The sequence below is a fragment of the Pseudomonas sp. GW821-FHT04D07 genome (assembly GCF_059420225.1).
This window is the reverse complement of sequence record NZ_JBWKTH010000005.1, coordinates 72,279-88,064: the sequence shown is the minus strand read 5'-3', so window position 1 is coordinate 88,064 and position 15,786 is coordinate 72,279. Positions and strand designations below refer to the sequence as shown.

Here is a 15,786-nt window from a genome sequence, read left to right as displayed (position 1 = left end):
TGAATGTTGTGAAGGTCCAGGGGAACCTAGGTTCGAACGGCAGAAATGAAGCTTTGGGTGCGCGGATTTTGTGGACTTATTAGAAGTTCTTCGGGGCTTCCTTCCTCCACGATCTGGCCGCCATCCATGAACACCATGCGGTTCGAGACTTCGCGTGCGAAGCCCAGTTCATGGGTAACGACGATCATGGTCATGCCGGTCTGCGCCAAGTCGCGCATCACCGACAGCACCTCTGCGACCAATTCCGGGTCGAGTGCCGAAGTGGGTTCATCGAACAGCATCAGCTTGGGGCGCATCGCCAGGGCTCGGGCGATGGCCACCCGTTGCTGCTGGCCGCCGGACAGCTCGATCGGGTAGCTGTCGCGCTTGTGCGCCAGGCCGACCCGGGCCAGCAACTCCAGGGCCTCCTCGACCGACTCCTTGGGCGAGCGCTTGAGCACCTGAACCGGGCCTTCGATGATATTTTCCAGCACGGTCATGTGCGGAAACAGGTTGAAACGCTGGAACACCATGCCGGTGGCCAGGCGCTGGCGGGCGATCTGCGCTTCATTGAGTTCATGCAGCTTGTTGCCGGCGATGCGGTAACCCACCAGCTCGCCGTCGACCCAGAGACCGCCCTTGTCGATCTTTTCCAACTGGTTGACGCAACGCAGCAGGGTGCTCTTGCCGGAACCGGAGGGGCCGATGATGCACAGCACTTCGCCTTGCTCGACCTCGATGTTGATATCTTTGAGGGCGTGGAAGGAGTCGTAGTATTTGTTCAGGCCGACAGCCTTGATGATGCTTCTCATGTTCGAATTCTCCAGGACACTTACGAGCGCTTGCCGGCGCCGCGGGCAAAACGCCGTTCCAGGCGGCTCTGGCCGAAGGACAGCACGGTGACGGCGACCAGGTACCAGATCCCGGCGACGATCAGCAACTCCATGACTCGGGCGTTGGCGTAGTAGATGTTCTGGGCGTTGTAGAGCAGCTCCGAGTACTGGATCACGCTCGCCAGGCTGGTCATCTTGACCATACCGATAAACTCGTTGCCCACGGGCGGGATGATGATGCGCATGGCCTGCGGCAGGATGATCCGGCGCAGGGCTTGCAGTCGCGGCATGCCGATGGACTTGGCGGCTTCATACTGGCCGGTGTCCACCGACAGCAGGCCGGCGCGGACCACTTCGGCGGTGTAGGCGCCCTGGTTGATGGACAGGCCCAGCAGCGCGGCGACGAAAGGGCTCATCAGGCTGACGGTATCGAGCTGGAAGACCCCGGGAATCCCGATGCTGGGGAAGATCAGCGCCAGGTTGAACCACAGCAACAGCTGGAGAATCAGCGGCGTGCCGCGGAACAGCCAGGTGTAGGTGATCGCCACGTAGCGCAGGATCGGGTTGGCCGACATGCGCATGATCGCCGTGATCACCCCGAACACCACGCCCAGGGCCATGGCCAGGATCGCCATGATAATGGTGTTGAGCAGACCGGTGAGGATCGCCTTGGCGGTCAGGAACTGGCCGATATAGGACCATTCGATCTGCCCCTGGGCAAAGGCCCGGACCAACCCGACCAGGGCGACGACGATCAGGGTGGCGAAGAAAATGCGTCCGTAATAGCGCCGCGGTACGTGTTCGTACTGGGTGATATCGAACTGGTTCTCGGCCAGTTTGCGCTCAGCGAGCAAGCGTTCTGCCTGGGATTGGCTCATGGTGTTTCTCCGTGTGCGGCGCTGGGGCGCCGCCTTGTTTCTATTGAACACTGTCGCTTCACCGTGGGAGCGGAGCTTGCCCGCGAAAGGGCCCTCAAGTCCGCCAACAGCTTCGTCGGAACGCCGCCCGGACCAAGCACCGCTGCCACAGGAGTTTCAGTGTTTTCCAAGCTTTGTTACACCCGTAGACCGGCGTATTCGGCGGCCCATTGGCGCTGTGCCTGCAGCGCGACTTTCAACCGGACGATCTGTTCGCGTACCTGCGCCGGCGCCGTTCCGCCCCAACCGCTACGGGCGGCGATGGCGGCTTCCAGGGTCAGGCAGTCGCGCACTTGCGGGGTCAGGCGCGGATCGATCTCGGCCAACAGCGCCGGGCTCGCTTCCCAGAGTTCCAGATCGCCGGCTTCGCAGGCCTTGACCAGTGCACCGGTGATTTCATGGGCCTCCTTGAACGGCACGCCGCGCACCGCCAGCCAGTCGGCGACCTCGGTGGCCAGAGTGAAGCCCAGGGGCGCCTGGCGCCGCAGCTCCTCGACGTTGACAGTCATGGTCGCGACCATCCCGGCCATGGCCGGCAGCACCAGCAGCAGGGTGTCGACGCTGTCGAGCACACCATTCTTGTCTTCGCTCAGGTCGCGGTTATAGGACAGCGGCAGGGACTTGAGCGTCGACAGCAGCCCGGTCAGGTTACCGATCAGACGGCCGGCCTTGCCCCGCGCCAACTCGGCGATATCCGGGTTTTTCTTTTGCGGCATGATCGAACTGCCGGTGGCGTAGGCGTCGTCCAGCGCGACCCAGCGGAACTGCCGGGACGACCACAGGCAGAACTCTTCGGCCAGGCGCGAGATATTGATCCCGAGCATGCTGGCGACAAACAGGAACTCGGCGACATGGTCGCGGCTGGCCACCGCATCAATGGAGTTTTCGCAGACCCCGCTGTAGCCCATTTCGCGGGCCGATTGCTGCGGCTGGCGGGCAATGGCGGAACCTGCCATGGCCGCGGCGCCCAAGGGCGATAGCGACGTGCGGGCATCCCAGTCCACCAGACGCTGGACATCCCGCAACATGGCCTGGGCGTGGGCCAACAGGTGATGGGCGAAGACGATCGGTTGGGCCTGCTGCAAGTGGGTGAAGCCCGGGCAGATGCTCTGCACATGCTGCTCGGCCTGCTCGACCAGCGCCTGTTGCAGGGCCAGGACTTCCACCGTCAGGGTGCGCACATGGTCACGCAGGAACAGGCGCAGGTCATTGGCGGTCTGGTCGTTGCGCGAACGCCCGGCCCGCAGTTTGCCGCCCAGGGTGCCGAGGCGCTCGGTCAGCAGGCGCTCGATAAAGGTGTGCACGTCCTCGTCGTCGAGGGTCGGCGCGACGCGGCCGGCGCGAAAATCCTCGCCGATACGGTCCAGGGCCTCGACCATGCGCAGGGTTTCCTGCTCGTCGAGCAGGCCGGCCCGTTGCAGCTCGTGGGCATGGGCCCGGGAACCGGCGAGGTCATAGGGAGTGAGACGGAAATAGCGATCCGGGCAGCGGGAGAGGGCGGCCAGGGCGGCGGCGGGACCACTCTTGAAACGGGCACCCCAGAGACGGTCGGTGGCTTGAGCCATTGTTGTTTTTCCTCACTCAGATGAAGGGTTCGCTGCACGACCGCCGCCAACCGTCCGGGGAGGGTCAGGGTCAAGGTCATGCACTTATCAGGAGGGCAGATTACGAATCCTTGTAGGCGCCGCTCGTGGACAGCTACAAGTACAAAAGATTGGCTTTTAAACACTGGCAATCAGCGAGGGATGGCTGATTGGCAAAAAGTAGCGGTGGTTGCCAAGCCCGGTTTTCTGTGTTCATTATTATTGACCGGCGACGTTTTTCTTGTGGAGCTAAGCCTGTTGAATATGCGGTTCGAGGTCAATAAGTATGATGGAAACCCAGCTTTCCAATTTTGGAAACCCGGCGCCGAAACCTGGACACCGAGCGCCCCTGGCCCTCAGTGGACTGGACTTCAAGTTACTCAAGGTGTTCAAGGCGGTGGTCGAGGCCGGAGGCTTCAGCGCGGCCCAGAATGAGCTGAATGTGGGGCTTGCCGCCATCAGCAAGCAGATTTCCGACCTGGAAATCCGCATTGGCATGCGCCTGTGCACTCGAGGACGGGAGGGCTTTTGCCTGACCGAAGAGGGCAGCCTGGTGTATCAGGCCTCGATTGATTTGTTTGCTTCGGTCGACAACTTTCGTGACCGACTTAGTTCTGCTCAAAATGAACTGATCGGCGACCTGAGTGTGGGCGTCGTGGACAACACCCTGTCGGACGCTAATTCACCCTTAGTTGCCGCCCTGCGGAAAATTCATGACGAATCGCCGAAAGTAAGATTTCGTTTGCATGCGGCACAATTAGATGAAGTCGAGCGAGGGGTTGTAGAAGGGCGTTATATCGTTGGGATAGTACCGGTTTATCAGAAAAGAGAAGAGTTTGATTATTTCACGCTCTATGAAGAGCGCGCCGAGGCTTACTGCGCTGTCGGGCACCCGTTGTTCGACTCGGACGACGCGCACAATAGCGTCGAAGTGCTACGTGAGCACGCCTTCGTCAACCATCGCTATGCGATTCATCGCGACAAACTCGACTTTGTCACCTACGACAGTTTTTCCGCCTCGGCGTCCCAGGTGGAAGCCGTGGCCATGCTGGTCCAGACCGGGCGTTTTCTCGGCTTCCTGCCGCAGCACTATGCCGCCCCCCTGGTGGCCAAAGGCTTATTGCGGGCCCTGATGCCGGATCGGGTCAGCTATCGCACCCCCTTCAATCTGATCCTGCGTCACAATACGACGCGCAGCCCGCTGGTCAAAGCGTTCGCCCAGGCCCTGGGGGTAGATCTCAAGGCGCCGCTGCAGAGGTAGGCCGGGACTGAAGGGCACCGTGCTCGTGGCTTCGCGAACCCGCTTGCCCAACACCCGTTCATGCACCTCGTTGTTGAGCAGCACACTTTCGATCACCTGCCGAAAGCCGGGCTCGTCGGACAATGGGCCCTTGAGTGCCACCAGAGCATCGCGCAGCGCCATCAACTTGCTCAAAGGCAGCGCCGAGTTAGACACGACGCCGTTGCCAGGACTTGCACCCAGCGTGCCGGGAATGTTCGCCTCGATGGCGCAAGGCAAGGACGGGGCGCAATCTTCATTGGACATGACGGCTGCTCTACAGAAAGTGTGCACTGTGCAGGGAGAACTCAAGGTAAAAAACTCGACTTTTTTAGTCTAAAGCAGGCGTGGCCGGGTACTAGTTATGAGCGGATTTTAATAGCCGTCATATTTACGGATATATACGTAGGAGCTTTCCAGAAATCCTCTTTGATTGTAGGTAGACAACCCTTGATCAACAGGAATCCCCATCAGCAAGCGCAGGGCGTTTCAGCAGGGATGAAGAGTTATCAGCACGTTACTCCAGCAGGCGCACAAACCCCGGCCGCAAACCGAATACTTCGACGCCTTCCGGGGTCGCTTGGCCGGTGCTGACCGTCACTCGCTTGACCGCCTGATCCAGCGCCTCACGGTATTCCACCAGCAGACCGTTATCGACATGCTGGAGTGCCGCGGGCGGTAGCACGATCGCCTGGTCGTTGCGATAGGTGATGATGGTCAGCCGGGCACTCATACCCAGTCGGACCCGTTGCAACTGCTCCTTGCTCAGTTTCGGTACCGAGAGCGTCACCGGGAACTGCGCGCTACCGCCGGGCGCGTCGCTGGGCAACGCCAGGCTGCTGACAATGTCGACGGCGCCATCGAGGCGCACACCGTCGAAACCATCCCCCAGGATCTCGACGCCCTGGCCTTGATGCAGTTGGTTGATGTCCAGCTCCGAGACCTTGCTGACGATCTTCAACTGTTCGATATTGGCCAGGCCGAACAGCACCTGTCCCTGGGTGACCCGGCTGCCGTTCTGCACCGGCCCGGAGCTGGTAGCTGTCGAGCCTTGCGGGCTAGTCGCCCCTGGGGCCGGCACGACAATGCCGGCAAACGGCGCCAACACATTCTTGCCCTCAAGCAGAGTACGCAAGGCTTCGTACTTGACCGTGGCATTGGTCAGTTCCATATCGGCGATCTGGCGATATTCGCCCTTGCCCTGGTCCAGCGCCTGTTGCAGATCACCCCGGGCCGCCACCAGGTCCAGGCGCTGGGTTTGCAGTTGCTGCTGCAGATCATCCAACTCGCTGCGCGCGATGATGCCGCGCTGGAACAGGGTCTGGCTTTCACGCAGCTTGCGCTCGTTGTTGCCGACGGACATTTCCACGGCTCTGAGCGAACGCCGGGAGCGGGCGACCTGCTGGCTGTTGCTCCAGTCTTGCAGTTCCTGGACCGCGCGGCGCGCCTTGAGCTGGGCGGACAAGGCGTCGCGCAGCTGGATTTCCAGCTGCGCCGGGTCCATCTGCAGCAGTGTCTGTCCGGACTCAACCCGCTGCCCCTGTTCCACCAGCACAGCGCGAACATTGCCGTCGAAGGGCGCCGTCAGGGTGATGGTCTGCTGCGGCTCGATCTTGCCCACCAGGCCGATCCGATGGATGAGCGGGGCGGTCTGAACAGGTATCCACTGGCCGCTCTTCGGCTGATCGGCAGCGGGGGCGCGGTAGCCGATCACCGCGGCGGCGGCCACCAGCAGCAACCCCAGTGCGCCGCCTTGCAGCCAGCGTTTACGACGGTTGGTTCTATCAGTAGTCATTAAGCGCAATGTCCCAGCTCTCCAGAGTCATGCCCAGAGTCAGATCCAACTGGGTCTGGGCGTTCAGATAGGCAATCAGGGCGTTGAGTCGGGCGTTTTCGGCGTTACGCAAATCACCTTCGTAGCTCAGGACCTGGAAATTGCTGGAGCGCCCGGCACTGAGTTTTTCTCGCTCGATATCCAGCTTGCGCCGGGACAGATCGACGGCGCGCTGGGCAATCTCGTATTGCCGCCAGCGGGTGCCCAGGTCGCGCACCACATCATTGACGTTGCGCTCCAGCGCCTGCTTGGCATCGGCAAGGATGATCTGCTGATTCTCGACATCGACCCGGGCATGCACTTCGGCCTGCCGTGTACTGAGGTCGCCAATGGGGATCTGCACCTGCACACCGGCGTAGCTGTCCCAACGGCGGCTGCCCACGTTGCCGGCGTCATTGTCGGTGCGATCGCGAATCTGGTTGGCCCCTGCGACCAGCGACACATCCCAACGACTCTGGTCCTTGGCAATCACCAGGTTAAGGTCGGCCTGTTGGCTGCCGAGCAAGGACGCCAGGTAATCCGGCTGCTGGACCTGGGCCACGCGAAAGGCGTCCTGCTTGTCGATGTTGACCCGGTTGGCTTCCAGCGCCTCGGTGGCGTGGATCGGCGTGGACAGGTCGAGAGCCAGCAGGCGCAACAGCGACAGGCGATTGATATCCACCTGGTTGCGGGCTTCTTCGACGCCCAGTTCCTGGGTGGCGATATCGGCTTCGGTCTGGACGATTTCGAACTCGGCCATGCGTCCCGCGGCGATCAGCGCCTTGTTCACCTCCAACAGGGCGCGGGCGCGCTTGAGCGCGTCCTGGGTAATGGTCAGTTGCTCCTGGGACCTGAGCATTTCCCGGTAGGCGGTGACGATGTCGCTGATGGTCTGCGCAACGCTGGACTTGAGGCTCAGGCGGTTGATCTGCTCGGCAATCCGCGCCACGCGCAGTGGCGCGGTGGTCACATCCCAGCCGGCGCCACGCAACAGCGGCTGGATGATCGCCAGGTCGAGGCCGTCGCTGCGATAACGCCCGGCGAGATCGGCATTGCTCAGTTGTCGGGTCCAGGCCATGCTCAGGCGGGTGCCGTATTCGCTGAGCAGGCTGGTGGTCGGCGCGACAGTGGCATTGCGTGAGCTGTCCTTGGAGCCTCGGTTGGCCTGATAGGTGCCGCTGATCAACAGCTTGGGATTGAAGACATCTTCGGAGACCCGTAGGTCGAACTTTTGCGCGATCCGTTGCAGATAGGCGCTGCGAATCCCGCGGTTGTTGCGCAACCCCAGGTACACCGCGTCCCCCAGGGTCAGGTCGGTGTTCTGCTGGCTCAACAGGACAGCGCGGGCCTGATTGCTACGCAGGCTCGGGGCCGACGGCTGACCGAGCAGATTGTCGGCGGCCAACGCCGGGGCGCTCGACAGGCAGAGCAGCAGCGCCATCCATGGCCGGGGTCTATTCATCGCGCAGGGCCTCCACCGGTTGCAGTCGAGAGGCTGAAATGGCCGGGTAAAGGCCGAAAAACAGACCCACCAGCAGGGTGCTACCGACCCCCAATGGCAGCGATAGCAGCGCCAGGGAAAACTCCCAGCCGGACATCCGCGCATACAGGTAGGCCGCGGACATGCCCAGCAGCGCACCGGATAACGCGCCAACGGCGGTCAGAGTGACTGCCTCCAACAGAAACAGGTTGCGGATATCCTTGCGCCGCGCCCCCAGCGCCATGCGCACACCGATCTCCCGGCGGCGCTCGGAGACGTTCATCAGCATCACATTCATCACCCCGACACCGCCGCCGACCAGGGAGATACCGCCCAGGGCCATCAGCAGGTAACCAAAGGTCCGACTTTGCCGGGTCATGCCGTCGATCATCTGTTGCGGCACCTGAACCTCGACGGCCCGGCCCCTGAGGGTCTGCTTCAAGGCCAGGGTCAAGGCCTCGGCGAGCTGATTGGTGTCCTGGCCAGGGGCAACCCGGACGATGAGGTTGCTGATCTGCGGGTCGTTCATGATCCGTCGCAGGCCCTCAAGGGGTAGAAACAGCGAGTCGTCGACCTGCACCGGAATCAGGATGGCCGGCGACTGGCTACGGGCGATGCCAATCACCTGGAACAGGTAGTCGTTGATACGGATGCGTTCGCCCAGGCGTAGCGGATCACCGGGTTTGCTCAATGCCTGGGCGATCTTGTGCCCGACCACGACATAGGTTTCGTCGTAATCGAAGTTGGAGATAAAACGCCCTTCATCCAGTTGCAGGCGCATGGCCCCCATCAATTGATCGGTGCTCCCCACCAGATTGGCGTTGCTGGCGCGACCGTGAAACACCACCGCGCTGCTGGACAGGGTAATGGGCGCGATGTACAGCAGGCCCGGCAGCGCCTTGCTCAACGACAGCCCATCGAGGGTCGCCGGCATCGGCGTGCGCATATCGGCATTGCCGGGAAACTGCACCGACAGCGTGTCGGTGCCCATGTCCTTGAAGATCGCCGAGGCTTCCTGGGCGGCGTTATGGCCGATATTGATCAGGGCGATGACCGATGAACTGCCGATGACAATCCCCAGCAAGGCCAGGATCGAGCGTTTACCCAGCGTCCTCAGGCTGACAAAGGCTTCGTGGAACAACTGGCTGGCACTTTGTTCGACCTGCACGCTCATGCCAGGCAGGCCTCGAGTATCACGCCGTTATGCACCCGGATCTGCCGGTTCAGGCGCTGGGCGATTTGCGGGTCGTGGGTGACGATGATCAGCGTGACCTGGCGAACCCGATTGAGCTCCAGTAACAGGTCCATGATTTCCCGGGCGGTGCTGCTGTCGAGGTTGCCGGTGGGTTCGTCGGCGAGGATCACCGAAGGTTCGCCCACTAGCGCCCGGGCAATCGCCACCCGTTGGCGCTGGCCTCCGGAGAGGTCGGCGGGGCGATGGTGCGCGCGTTGTTCCAGGCCGACCTGTTCGAGCATGGCCATGGCCCGCGTCAGCGATTCCCCGCGAGGGATACCGCGATAACTCAAGGGCAGGGCAACATTGTCCAGGGCGCTGAGACGTGCCAGCAGGTTGAAGCTCTGGAAAACGAAACCGATCTGCTGGTTGCGAATCGCCGCCAACTGATCGGGGCTGGAGCGAAAGATGTCGTGGCCGGCAAAACGATAGTGGCCGTCGTCCGGCAAGTCGAGCAGGCCGAGGATATTGAGCAGGGTGCTTTTACCCGAACCGGAAGCGCCGAGAATGGCGCAGCTTTCACCGGCCTCGATGGACAGCGAGACATTGTCGAGAATAGTGAGTGTTTGCTCGGCGAGACGATAACGCTTGCCGATGCCTTGCAAGGAGATGAAGCCTTCGTGAGCAATTGTGTCTGTCATCGCTGATCGCGCCGGCCGGCTCGACCTGACAGGAGCCACCGGCCCCGGGCGTTTTATGGAACGCTCAGGCGGTTCTCGGAGCAGGGGCGAGCACAGGGTTTATTTTCTTATTTTAAATAATTGTTTGAATAGTAGCCGCGATCTTGGGCCGGCGCTAGCTGTCTACTTCAAGGAAAACCAAGGCCTTTCAAGATGGGCTTTGTGACAACTGGATACATTTTTAAGAGCAAACAGAATGGTTTTCAAACACCCGATAACCGAGGCTACCCGGCGTAGAGGCTTGCTTTCAAAGGCTTTCACAGGTATAAAAAATCAAATTTATTTTTAAAACGCTGTTCATTCGGTCAAATTTTCATCCTGCAAAGGCTCCTCACATATGGTCGCAAAAAAACTCAGTGCCCCCAATGTCACCAAGACCCGACTGCTGGATGCCACGGAGGCACTGTTTATCAAATACGGCTACGACGCCGTGTTATTGCGCCAGATCACCGAACGCGCCCAGGTCAACCTGGCCGCGGTGAACTACCACTTCGGGGACAAGGATTCCCTGATGACCGCCTTGCTTATGCAGCGCCTGGGGCCGCTCAACGAACAGCGCCTGGAGTTGCTGGCCAAATGCGAAGAGCAAGCGGACGGCCCGCTGGACTGCGAGACCCTGCTGGGGGTCCTGTTCGCCCCGGCCATGGGCCTGGAGCGCAGCGGCGACGGCGATGAAAGCCGGTCCTTCATCCGCTTCCTGGGACGGGTCTACAGCGACACCTCGCCCTTTATCCAGGAATACCTCAAGGAACATTACCAGCCGGTTTTCGAGCGTTTCTTCAACGCCTTCGCCCTGGCGCTGCCGGATATGCCGCGCAATGAAGTCGGGGTGCGCCTGCAATTCGCCCTCAAGGCCATTTCCGGAGTGATTGCCGGTACCGAACTGCGTTTCCTGATGCAGGCCATGAGCCTGGGGCGCCCGGCCACGGATGCCGAAGTCATGGCCAAGCTGATCAGCCTGGTCTCGGCGGCCATCCACGCCCCGATGCAGGACCGCGAGGCCGAGCAGGCGCTGGAGCGCGTGCTGCAGACCCAGCGCTCGATTCGCCAACATGCCGTACCGGTGACGGCCAAGCGTTCCGTCTAGGAGCCGACTTGCCGGCGATGGCGGCTGGCTATTCAACACAAGGCATACCGGCCCCATCGCTGGCAAGCCAGGCTCCAGGTCCTGTGGGCCTCACAAGGCCGCCGATGATCAGGTCACAACGCACAATCGCCAATCTTGGCTAGAGTGAAACTGACGGCAATCATGCCGCCAGCGTGATCGCTTCAGCTTTTTGTTCCAAAGTCCCGGCACCTGACCGGGACCTTCACCTGATCGGGAGTACACGATGGATCTCAACCGTCGTCAGTTCTTCAAGGTCGCCGCCATCGGCCTTGGAGGCTCGAGCCTGGCCGCGCTGGGCATGGCCCCGGCGCCGGCCTTCGCCGAGCAAGTGCGCCACTTCAAACTCGCCCATACCCATGAAACCCGCAACACCTGCCCGTATTGCTCGGTCGGTTGCGGGCTGATCATGTACAGCCAGGGTGATACCGCCAAGAACGTGGCCCAGAACATCATCCATATCGAGGGTGATGCCGACCATCCGGTCAATCGCGGCACGCTGTGCCCCAAAGGGGCCGGCCTGCTGGACTTCATCCACAGTCCCGACCGCCTCAAGTATCCGCAGGTGCGCAAGCCGGGCAGCCAGGAATGGACCCGGATTTCCTGGGATGAAGCCCTGGACCGCGTCAGCGACCTGCTCAAGGCCGACCGTGATGCCAACTTCATCGAGAAAAACGCCCAGGGGCAGACGGTCAACCGCTGGCTGAGCACCGGCTTTCTCGCCGCCTCGGCGGCGTCCAATGAAGCCGGTTACCTGACCCACAAGGTCATTCGCAGTCTGGGCATGCTGGGGTTCGACAACCAGGCGCGTGTCTGACACGGCCCGACGGTGGCAAGTCTTGCCCCGACGTACGGCCGTGGAGCCATGACCAACACCTGGACCGATATCGCCAACGCGAATCTGATCCTGGTGATGGGTGGCAATGCCGCTGAAGCGCATCCGTGCGGCTTCAAATGGGTGACCGAAGCCAAGGCCCACAACCAGGCTCGGCTGATCGTGGTCGATCCGCGTTTTACCCGGACCGCCTCGGTGGCCGACTACTACGCGCCGATCCGCACCGGCAGCGATATCGCCTTCATGGGCGGGCTGATCAACTTCCTCCTGAGCGAGGACAAGATCCAGCACGAATACGTGCGCAACTACACCGATGTATCGTTTATCGTCAAAGCCGGCTTCGGCTTCGAGGACGGGCTGTTCAGCGGCTACGATGCGGCCAGCCGCACCTATACCGACAAGTCCTCCTGGGGTTACGAACTGGGCGAGGATGGCTTCGCCAAGGTCGACCCGAGCCTGCAACACGAGCGCTGCGTCTACCAGTTGATGAAACGGCATTACAGCCGCTACACCCTGGAACTGTCGAGCCAGACCTGCGGCATGCCCCAGGACGCCATGCGCAAGATCTGGGACGAGATCGCCACCTGCTCGCAACCGGGCAAGACCATGACGATTCTCTATGCCCTGGGCTGGACCCAGCACTCCATCGGCTCGCAGATCATTCGCAGCGCCGCCATGGTCCAGCTGTTGCTGGGCAACGTCGGCATGCCCGGCGGCGGGGTCAATGCCTTGCGCGGCCACTCGAATATCCAGGGACTGACCGATCTCGGGCTGTTGTCCAACTCGCTGCCCGGCTACCTGACCCTGGCCTCCGATGCCGAACAGGACTACGACACCTACATCGCCAAGCGCGCCCTCAAACCCTTGCGTCCCGGCCAGTTGTCCTACTGGCAGAACTACGGCAAGTTCCATGTCAGCCTGATGAAGGCCTGGTACGGCGCCAATGCCACCGCCGAAAACCACTGGGGCTACGACTGGCTGCCCAAGCTCGACAACCCCGGCTACGACATCCTGCGCATGTTCGACCGGATGGGGCACGGACTGGTCAATGGCTATATCTGCCAGGGCTTCAACCCGATTGCCGCGTTGCCCGACAAGAACCGGGTGACCGCGGCGCTGGGCAAGCTCAAGTGGTTGGTGGTGATGGACCCGCTGGCCACCGAAACCTCGGAGTTCTGGCGCAATGCCGGGCCTTACAACGATGTCGACACCGGCAGTATCCAGACCGAGGTCATTCGTTTTCCCACCACTTGCTTCGCCGAGGAAGACGGCTCGTTGACCAACAGCAGTCGCTGGCTGCAATGGCACTGGAAAGGCGCCGAGGGGCCTGGAGAAGCCCGCACCGATGTGAAGATCATGAGCGAATTGTTCCTGCGTCTTCGCAAACGTTATCAGGCCGATGGCGGCGCTTTCGCCGAGCCGATCCTCAAGCTGAGCTGGCCCTACAAGATCGCCGCTGAACCCTCGCCGGAAGAACTGGCCCGGGAAATCAACGGCTACGCCAGCGCGGACTTCACCGACACCGGCGGCAGCGCGATCAAGGCTGGCCAACAACTGGCCGGATTCGCCCAGCTCAAGGACGATGGCAGCACCGCTTCGGGCTGCTGGATCTTCTGCGGCAGCTGGACCGAGCAGGGCAACCAGATGGCCCGGCGCGACAACAGCGATCCCTACGGAATGAAACAGCACCTGGGTTGGGCCTGGGCCTGGCCGATGAACCGGCGCATTCTCTACAACCGCGCGTCCGCCGACATCCAGGGCAAGCCCTGGTCGCCGGAAAAACGCCTGGTGTGGTGGAACGGCAAGGTCTGGAGCGGCACCGATGTGCCTGACTACAAGCCCGATGTACCGCCGGAAGCCGGGATGAATCCGTTCATCATGAACCCCGAGGGCGTGGCGCGGTTCTTTGCCGTCGACAAGATGGCCGAAGGGCCGTTCCCGGAACACTACGAGCCGTTCGAAACCCCCATCGGCATCAACCCGCTGCACCCGGATAACAAAAAGGTCACCAGCAGTCCGGCGGCGCGGATCTTCGATTCGGTCTGGGACACCCTGGGGGTGGCGAAGGACTTCCCCTATGCGGCCACCACTTACCGGCTGACCGAGCATTTCCACTTCTGGAGCAAGCATTGCAAGCTCAATGCCATTGCCCAGCCCGAGCAGTTCGTCGAGATCGGCGAGGTGCTGGCCAAGGAGAAAGGCATCGCTGCCGGCGACCGGGTGCGGGTCAGTTCCAAGCGCGGCCATATCGAGGCGGTGGCGGTGGTGACCAAGCGGATTCGGCCGCTGCAGGTCAACAACCAGGTCGTGCACCATATCGGCATCCCGCTGCATTGGGGATTCACCGGGGTGGCGCGGCACGGCTACCTGACCAACACCCTGGTGCCGTTCCTCGGCGACGGTAATTCGCAGACCCCGGAATCCAAGTCGTTCCTGGTCAACGTGGAGAAAATCTGATGGCCAGCCAAGACATCATTGCCCGTTCGGCGACTACCACCTTGCCGCCCTCGGTACGCCAGCAGGAAGAAGTGGCCAAACTGATCGACACCACCAAGTGCATCGGCTGCAAGGCCTGCCAGGTAGCCTGTTCGGAATGGAACGAACTGCGCGACGAGGTTGGCCATAACCACGGCACCTACGACAACCCCCAGGACCTGAGTGCCGAAAGCTGGACCCTGATGCGCTTCACCGAGCATGAAACCGCCGCCGGCAACCTGGAGTGGCTGATCCGCAAGGACGGCTGCATGCACTGCGCCGATCCCGGTTGCCTGAAGGCCTGCCCCAGTCCGGGGGCGATCATCAAGCACGCCAATGGCATCGTCGATTTCGACCAGGACCATTGCATCGGTTGCGGCTACTGCATCACCGGCTGTCCCTTCGACATACCGCGGATCTCGCAGAAGGACCACAAGGCCTACAAGTGCACGCTGTGTTCTGACCGGGTGGCGGTGGGGCTGGAGCCGGCCTGTGTAAAAACCTGCCCGACCGGGGCGATTGTCTTCGGTAGCAAGGAAGACATGAAGGAGCACGCCGCCGAGCGCATCGTCGATCTCAAGTCCCGCGGCTTCGACCAGGCCGGCTTGTACGACCCGGCCGGTGTCGGCGGTACCCATGTGATGTACGTGCTGCACCACGCCGACCAGCCATCGCTGTACGCCGGTCTGCCGAACCAGCCGAGCATCAGTCCCTTTGTCGAATTGTGGAAAGGCATCAGCAAGCCCCTCGGTCTGCTGGCGATGGGCGCGGCGGTGCTGGCGGGTTTCTTCCACTACGTGCGCATCGGCCCGCAACGGGTGGAGGAGGACGAGCATCCGGCGCCCCCGGACAACAGCGTCCACCAGGTCGATCCCAGTGTGCATGTCTTTGATCCGAAAACCGGTGAGGAGCCACGGCCATGAGCGACAAGCCGATCCTGCGTTATACCGCCAACCAGCGCAGCAACCACTGGCTGGTGGCGATCCTGTTCTTTATGGCCGGTCTGTCGGGGCTGGCGTTGTTTCACCCGTCGTTGTTCTGGCTCAGCCAACTGTTCGGCGGCGGTCCCTGGACCCGTATCCTGCATCCATTCATGGGCCTGCTGATGTTCGTGCTGTTCCTCGGGCTGGTGATCCACTTCTGGCGGGCCAACGTCTTTATCGCCAACGATCGCCTGTGGCTCAAGCGGGTGGACCGGGTGATGCGCAACGAGGAGGAGGGCGTTCCGCCGATCGGCAAGTACAACCCCGGGCAGAAGCTGCTGTTCTGGACGCTGCTGGCGTGCATGCTGGTCTTGCTGTTCAGCGGGGTGGTGATCTGGCGGGCGTATTTCAGCCAGTACTTCGGCATCGGCAGCATTCGCCTGGCGGTGTTGCTCCATGCCCTGGCGGCGTTTGTGCTGGTGTTGAGCATCATCGTGCATATTTATGCCGGTATCTGGATCAAGGGTTCGCTCGGGGCCATGCTGCATGGCTGGGTCAGCCGCGCCTGGGCGCGCAAGCACCATGCGTTGTGGTACCGCGAAGTGACCCGGAACGAGGCCTCGACCGCCGAGCCACCGAAAAAGGGATAA

13 protein-coding genes are annotated in these 15,786 nt (G+C 61.8%); 6 read left to right on the top strand and 7 right to left on the bottom strand.

The features are described from left to right. Nucleotides 1-26: 26 nt before the first annotated feature. The 3 genes from AC07T0_RS09175 to argH all read right to left on the bottom strand — a co-directional run bounded on the left by AC07T0_RS09175 (nt 27) and on the right by argH (nt 3,294). Entirely contained in the window at nt 27-791 is a 765-nt protein-coding gene (locus AC07T0_RS09175) for an amino acid ABC transporter ATP-binding protein (RefSeq protein WP_103494095.1), read from the bottom strand. 20 nt (nt 792-811) lie between these two features. Continuing rightward, nucleotides 812-1,690: an amino acid ABC transporter permease gene (locus tag AC07T0_RS09170; protein ID WP_495000860.1), complete on the bottom strand. Its 879-nt coding sequence runs from the start codon at nt 1,688-1,690 to the stop codon at nt 812-814. A gap of 176 nt (nt 1,691-1,866) precedes the next feature. Continuing rightward, complete coding sequence (argH, locus tag AC07T0_RS09165; protein ID WP_495000859.1) at nt 1,867-3,294, bottom strand: argininosuccinate lyase; 1,428 nt, start codon at nt 3,292-3,294, stop codon at nt 1,867-1,869. Between the two features lie 307 nt (nt 3,295-3,601). On the opposite strand from argH, the gene AC07T0_RS09160 reads away from it, so the two are divergent. Continuing rightward, on the top strand, nt 3,602-4,573 hold the full coding sequence (locus tag AC07T0_RS09160; RefSeq protein WP_495001024.1) for a LysR family transcriptional regulator: 972 nt from the start codon (nt 3,602-3,604) through the stop codon (nt 4,571-4,573). 130 nt (nt 4,574-4,703) lie between these two features. Further along, on the top strand, nt 4,704-4,931 hold the full coding sequence (locus AC07T0_RS09155) for a hypothetical protein (RefSeq protein ID WP_495001028.1): 228 nt from the start codon (nt 4,704-4,706) through the stop codon (nt 4,929-4,931). 177 nt (nt 4,932-5,108) lie between these two features. Here the strand turns inward: AC07T0_RS09155 and AC07T0_RS09150 are convergent, their stop codons facing one another. Genes AC07T0_RS09150 through AC07T0_RS09135 form a run of 4 tightly spaced genes read right to left on the bottom strand, consistent with a single transcriptional unit; the run spans nt 5,109 to nt 9,759 of the window. Next, on the bottom strand, nt 5,109-6,386 hold the full coding sequence (locus AC07T0_RS09150) for an efflux RND transporter periplasmic adaptor subunit (RefSeq protein WP_495000858.1): 1,278 nt from the start codon (nt 6,384-6,386) through the stop codon (nt 5,109-5,111). Continuing rightward, complete coding sequence (locus AC07T0_RS09145) at nt 6,376-7,866, bottom strand: TolC family protein (protein WP_495000857.1); 1,491 nt, start codon at nt 7,864-7,866, stop codon at nt 6,376-6,378. The genes AC07T0_RS09150 and AC07T0_RS09145 overlap by 11 nt, the downstream gene beginning before the upstream one ends. Continuing rightward, complete coding sequence (locus AC07T0_RS09140; RefSeq protein WP_495000856.1) at nt 7,859-9,058, bottom strand: ABC transporter permease; 1,200 nt, start codon at nt 9,056-9,058, stop codon at nt 7,859-7,861. Before AC07T0_RS09140 ends, AC07T0_RS09145 begins: the two co-directional genes overlap by 8 nt. After that, nucleotides 9,055-9,759: an ABC transporter ATP-binding protein gene (locus AC07T0_RS09135; protein ID WP_495000855.1), complete on the bottom strand. Its 705-nt coding sequence runs from the start codon at nt 9,757-9,759 to the stop codon at nt 9,055-9,057. Before AC07T0_RS09135 ends, AC07T0_RS09140 begins: the two co-directional genes overlap by 4 nt. A 376-nt stretch (nt 9,760-10,135) precedes the next feature. On the opposite strand from AC07T0_RS09135, the gene AC07T0_RS09130 reads away from it, so the two are divergent. The 4 genes from AC07T0_RS09130 (at nt 10,136) to AC07T0_RS09115 (ending at nt 15,786) form a co-directional block, all read left to right on the top strand. After that, nucleotides 10,136-10,885, top strand: coding sequence for a TetR/AcrR family transcriptional regulator (locus AC07T0_RS09130; RefSeq protein ID WP_495000854.1), 750 nt, complete (start codon nt 10,136-10,138; stop codon nt 10,883-10,885). Nucleotides 10,886-11,129: 244 nt separating this feature from the next. Continuing rightward, complete coding sequence (gene fdnG / locus AC07T0_RS09125) at nt 11,130-14,195, top strand: formate dehydrogenase-N subunit alpha (protein WP_495000853.1); 3,066 nt, start codon at nt 11,130-11,132, stop codon at nt 14,193-14,195. After that, the gene (fdxH, locus tag AC07T0_RS09120; protein ID WP_495000852.1) at nt 14,195-15,136 is read left to right on the top strand and encodes a formate dehydrogenase subunit beta; all 942 of its coding nucleotides are present in this window, start codon (nt 14,195-14,197) and stop codon (nt 15,134-15,136) included. Before fdnG ends, fdxH begins: the two co-directional genes overlap by 1 nt. Beyond that, on the top strand, nt 15,133-15,786 hold the full coding sequence (locus AC07T0_RS09115) for a formate dehydrogenase subunit gamma (protein WP_495000851.1): 654 nt from the start codon (nt 15,133-15,135) through the stop codon (nt 15,784-15,786). The genes fdxH and AC07T0_RS09115 overlap by 4 nt, the downstream gene beginning before the upstream one ends.

Excerpts from the sequence above, each read along its gene's own strand:
- AC07T0_RS09175 (WP_103494095.1), bottom strand. The coding sequence starts at position 791 with ATGAGAAGCATCATCAAGGCTGTCGGCCTGAACAAATACTACGACTCC.
- AC07T0_RS09170 (WP_495000860.1), bottom strand. The coding sequence starts at position 1,690 with ATGAGCCAATCCCAGGCAGAACGCTTGCTCGCTGAGCGCAAACTGGCC.
- argH (WP_495000859.1), bottom strand. The coding sequence starts at position 3,294 with ATGGCTCAAGCCACCGACCGTCTCTGGGGTGCCCGTTTCAAGAGTGGT.
- AC07T0_RS09160 (WP_495001024.1), top strand. The coding sequence starts at position 3,602 with ATGGAAACCCAGCTTTCCAATTTTGGAAACCCGGCGCCGAAACCTGGA.
- AC07T0_RS09150 (WP_495000858.1), bottom strand. The coding sequence starts at position 6,386 with ATGACTACTGATAGAACCAACCGTCGTAAACGCTGGCTGCAAGGCGGC.
- AC07T0_RS09145 (WP_495000857.1), bottom strand. The coding sequence starts at position 7,866 with ATGAATAGACCCCGGCCATGGATGGCGCTGCTGCTCTGCCTGTCGAGC.
- AC07T0_RS09140 (WP_495000856.1), bottom strand. The coding sequence starts at position 9,058 with ATGAGCGTGCAGGTCGAACAAAGTGCCAGCCAGTTGTTCCACGAAGCC.
- AC07T0_RS09135 (WP_495000855.1), bottom strand. The coding sequence starts at position 9,759 with ATGACAGACACAATTGCTCACGAAGGCTTCATCTCCTTGCAAGGCATC.
- AC07T0_RS09130 (WP_495000854.1), top strand. The coding sequence starts at position 10,136 with ATGGTCGCAAAAAAACTCAGTGCCCCCAATGTCACCAAGACCCGACTG.
- fdxH (WP_495000852.1), top strand. The coding sequence starts at position 14,195 with ATGGCCAGCCAAGACATCATTGCCCGTTCGGCGACTACCACCTTGCCG.
- AC07T0_RS09115 (WP_495000851.1), top strand. The coding sequence starts at position 15,133 with ATGAGCGACAAGCCGATCCTGCGTTATACCGCCAACCAGCGCAGCAAC.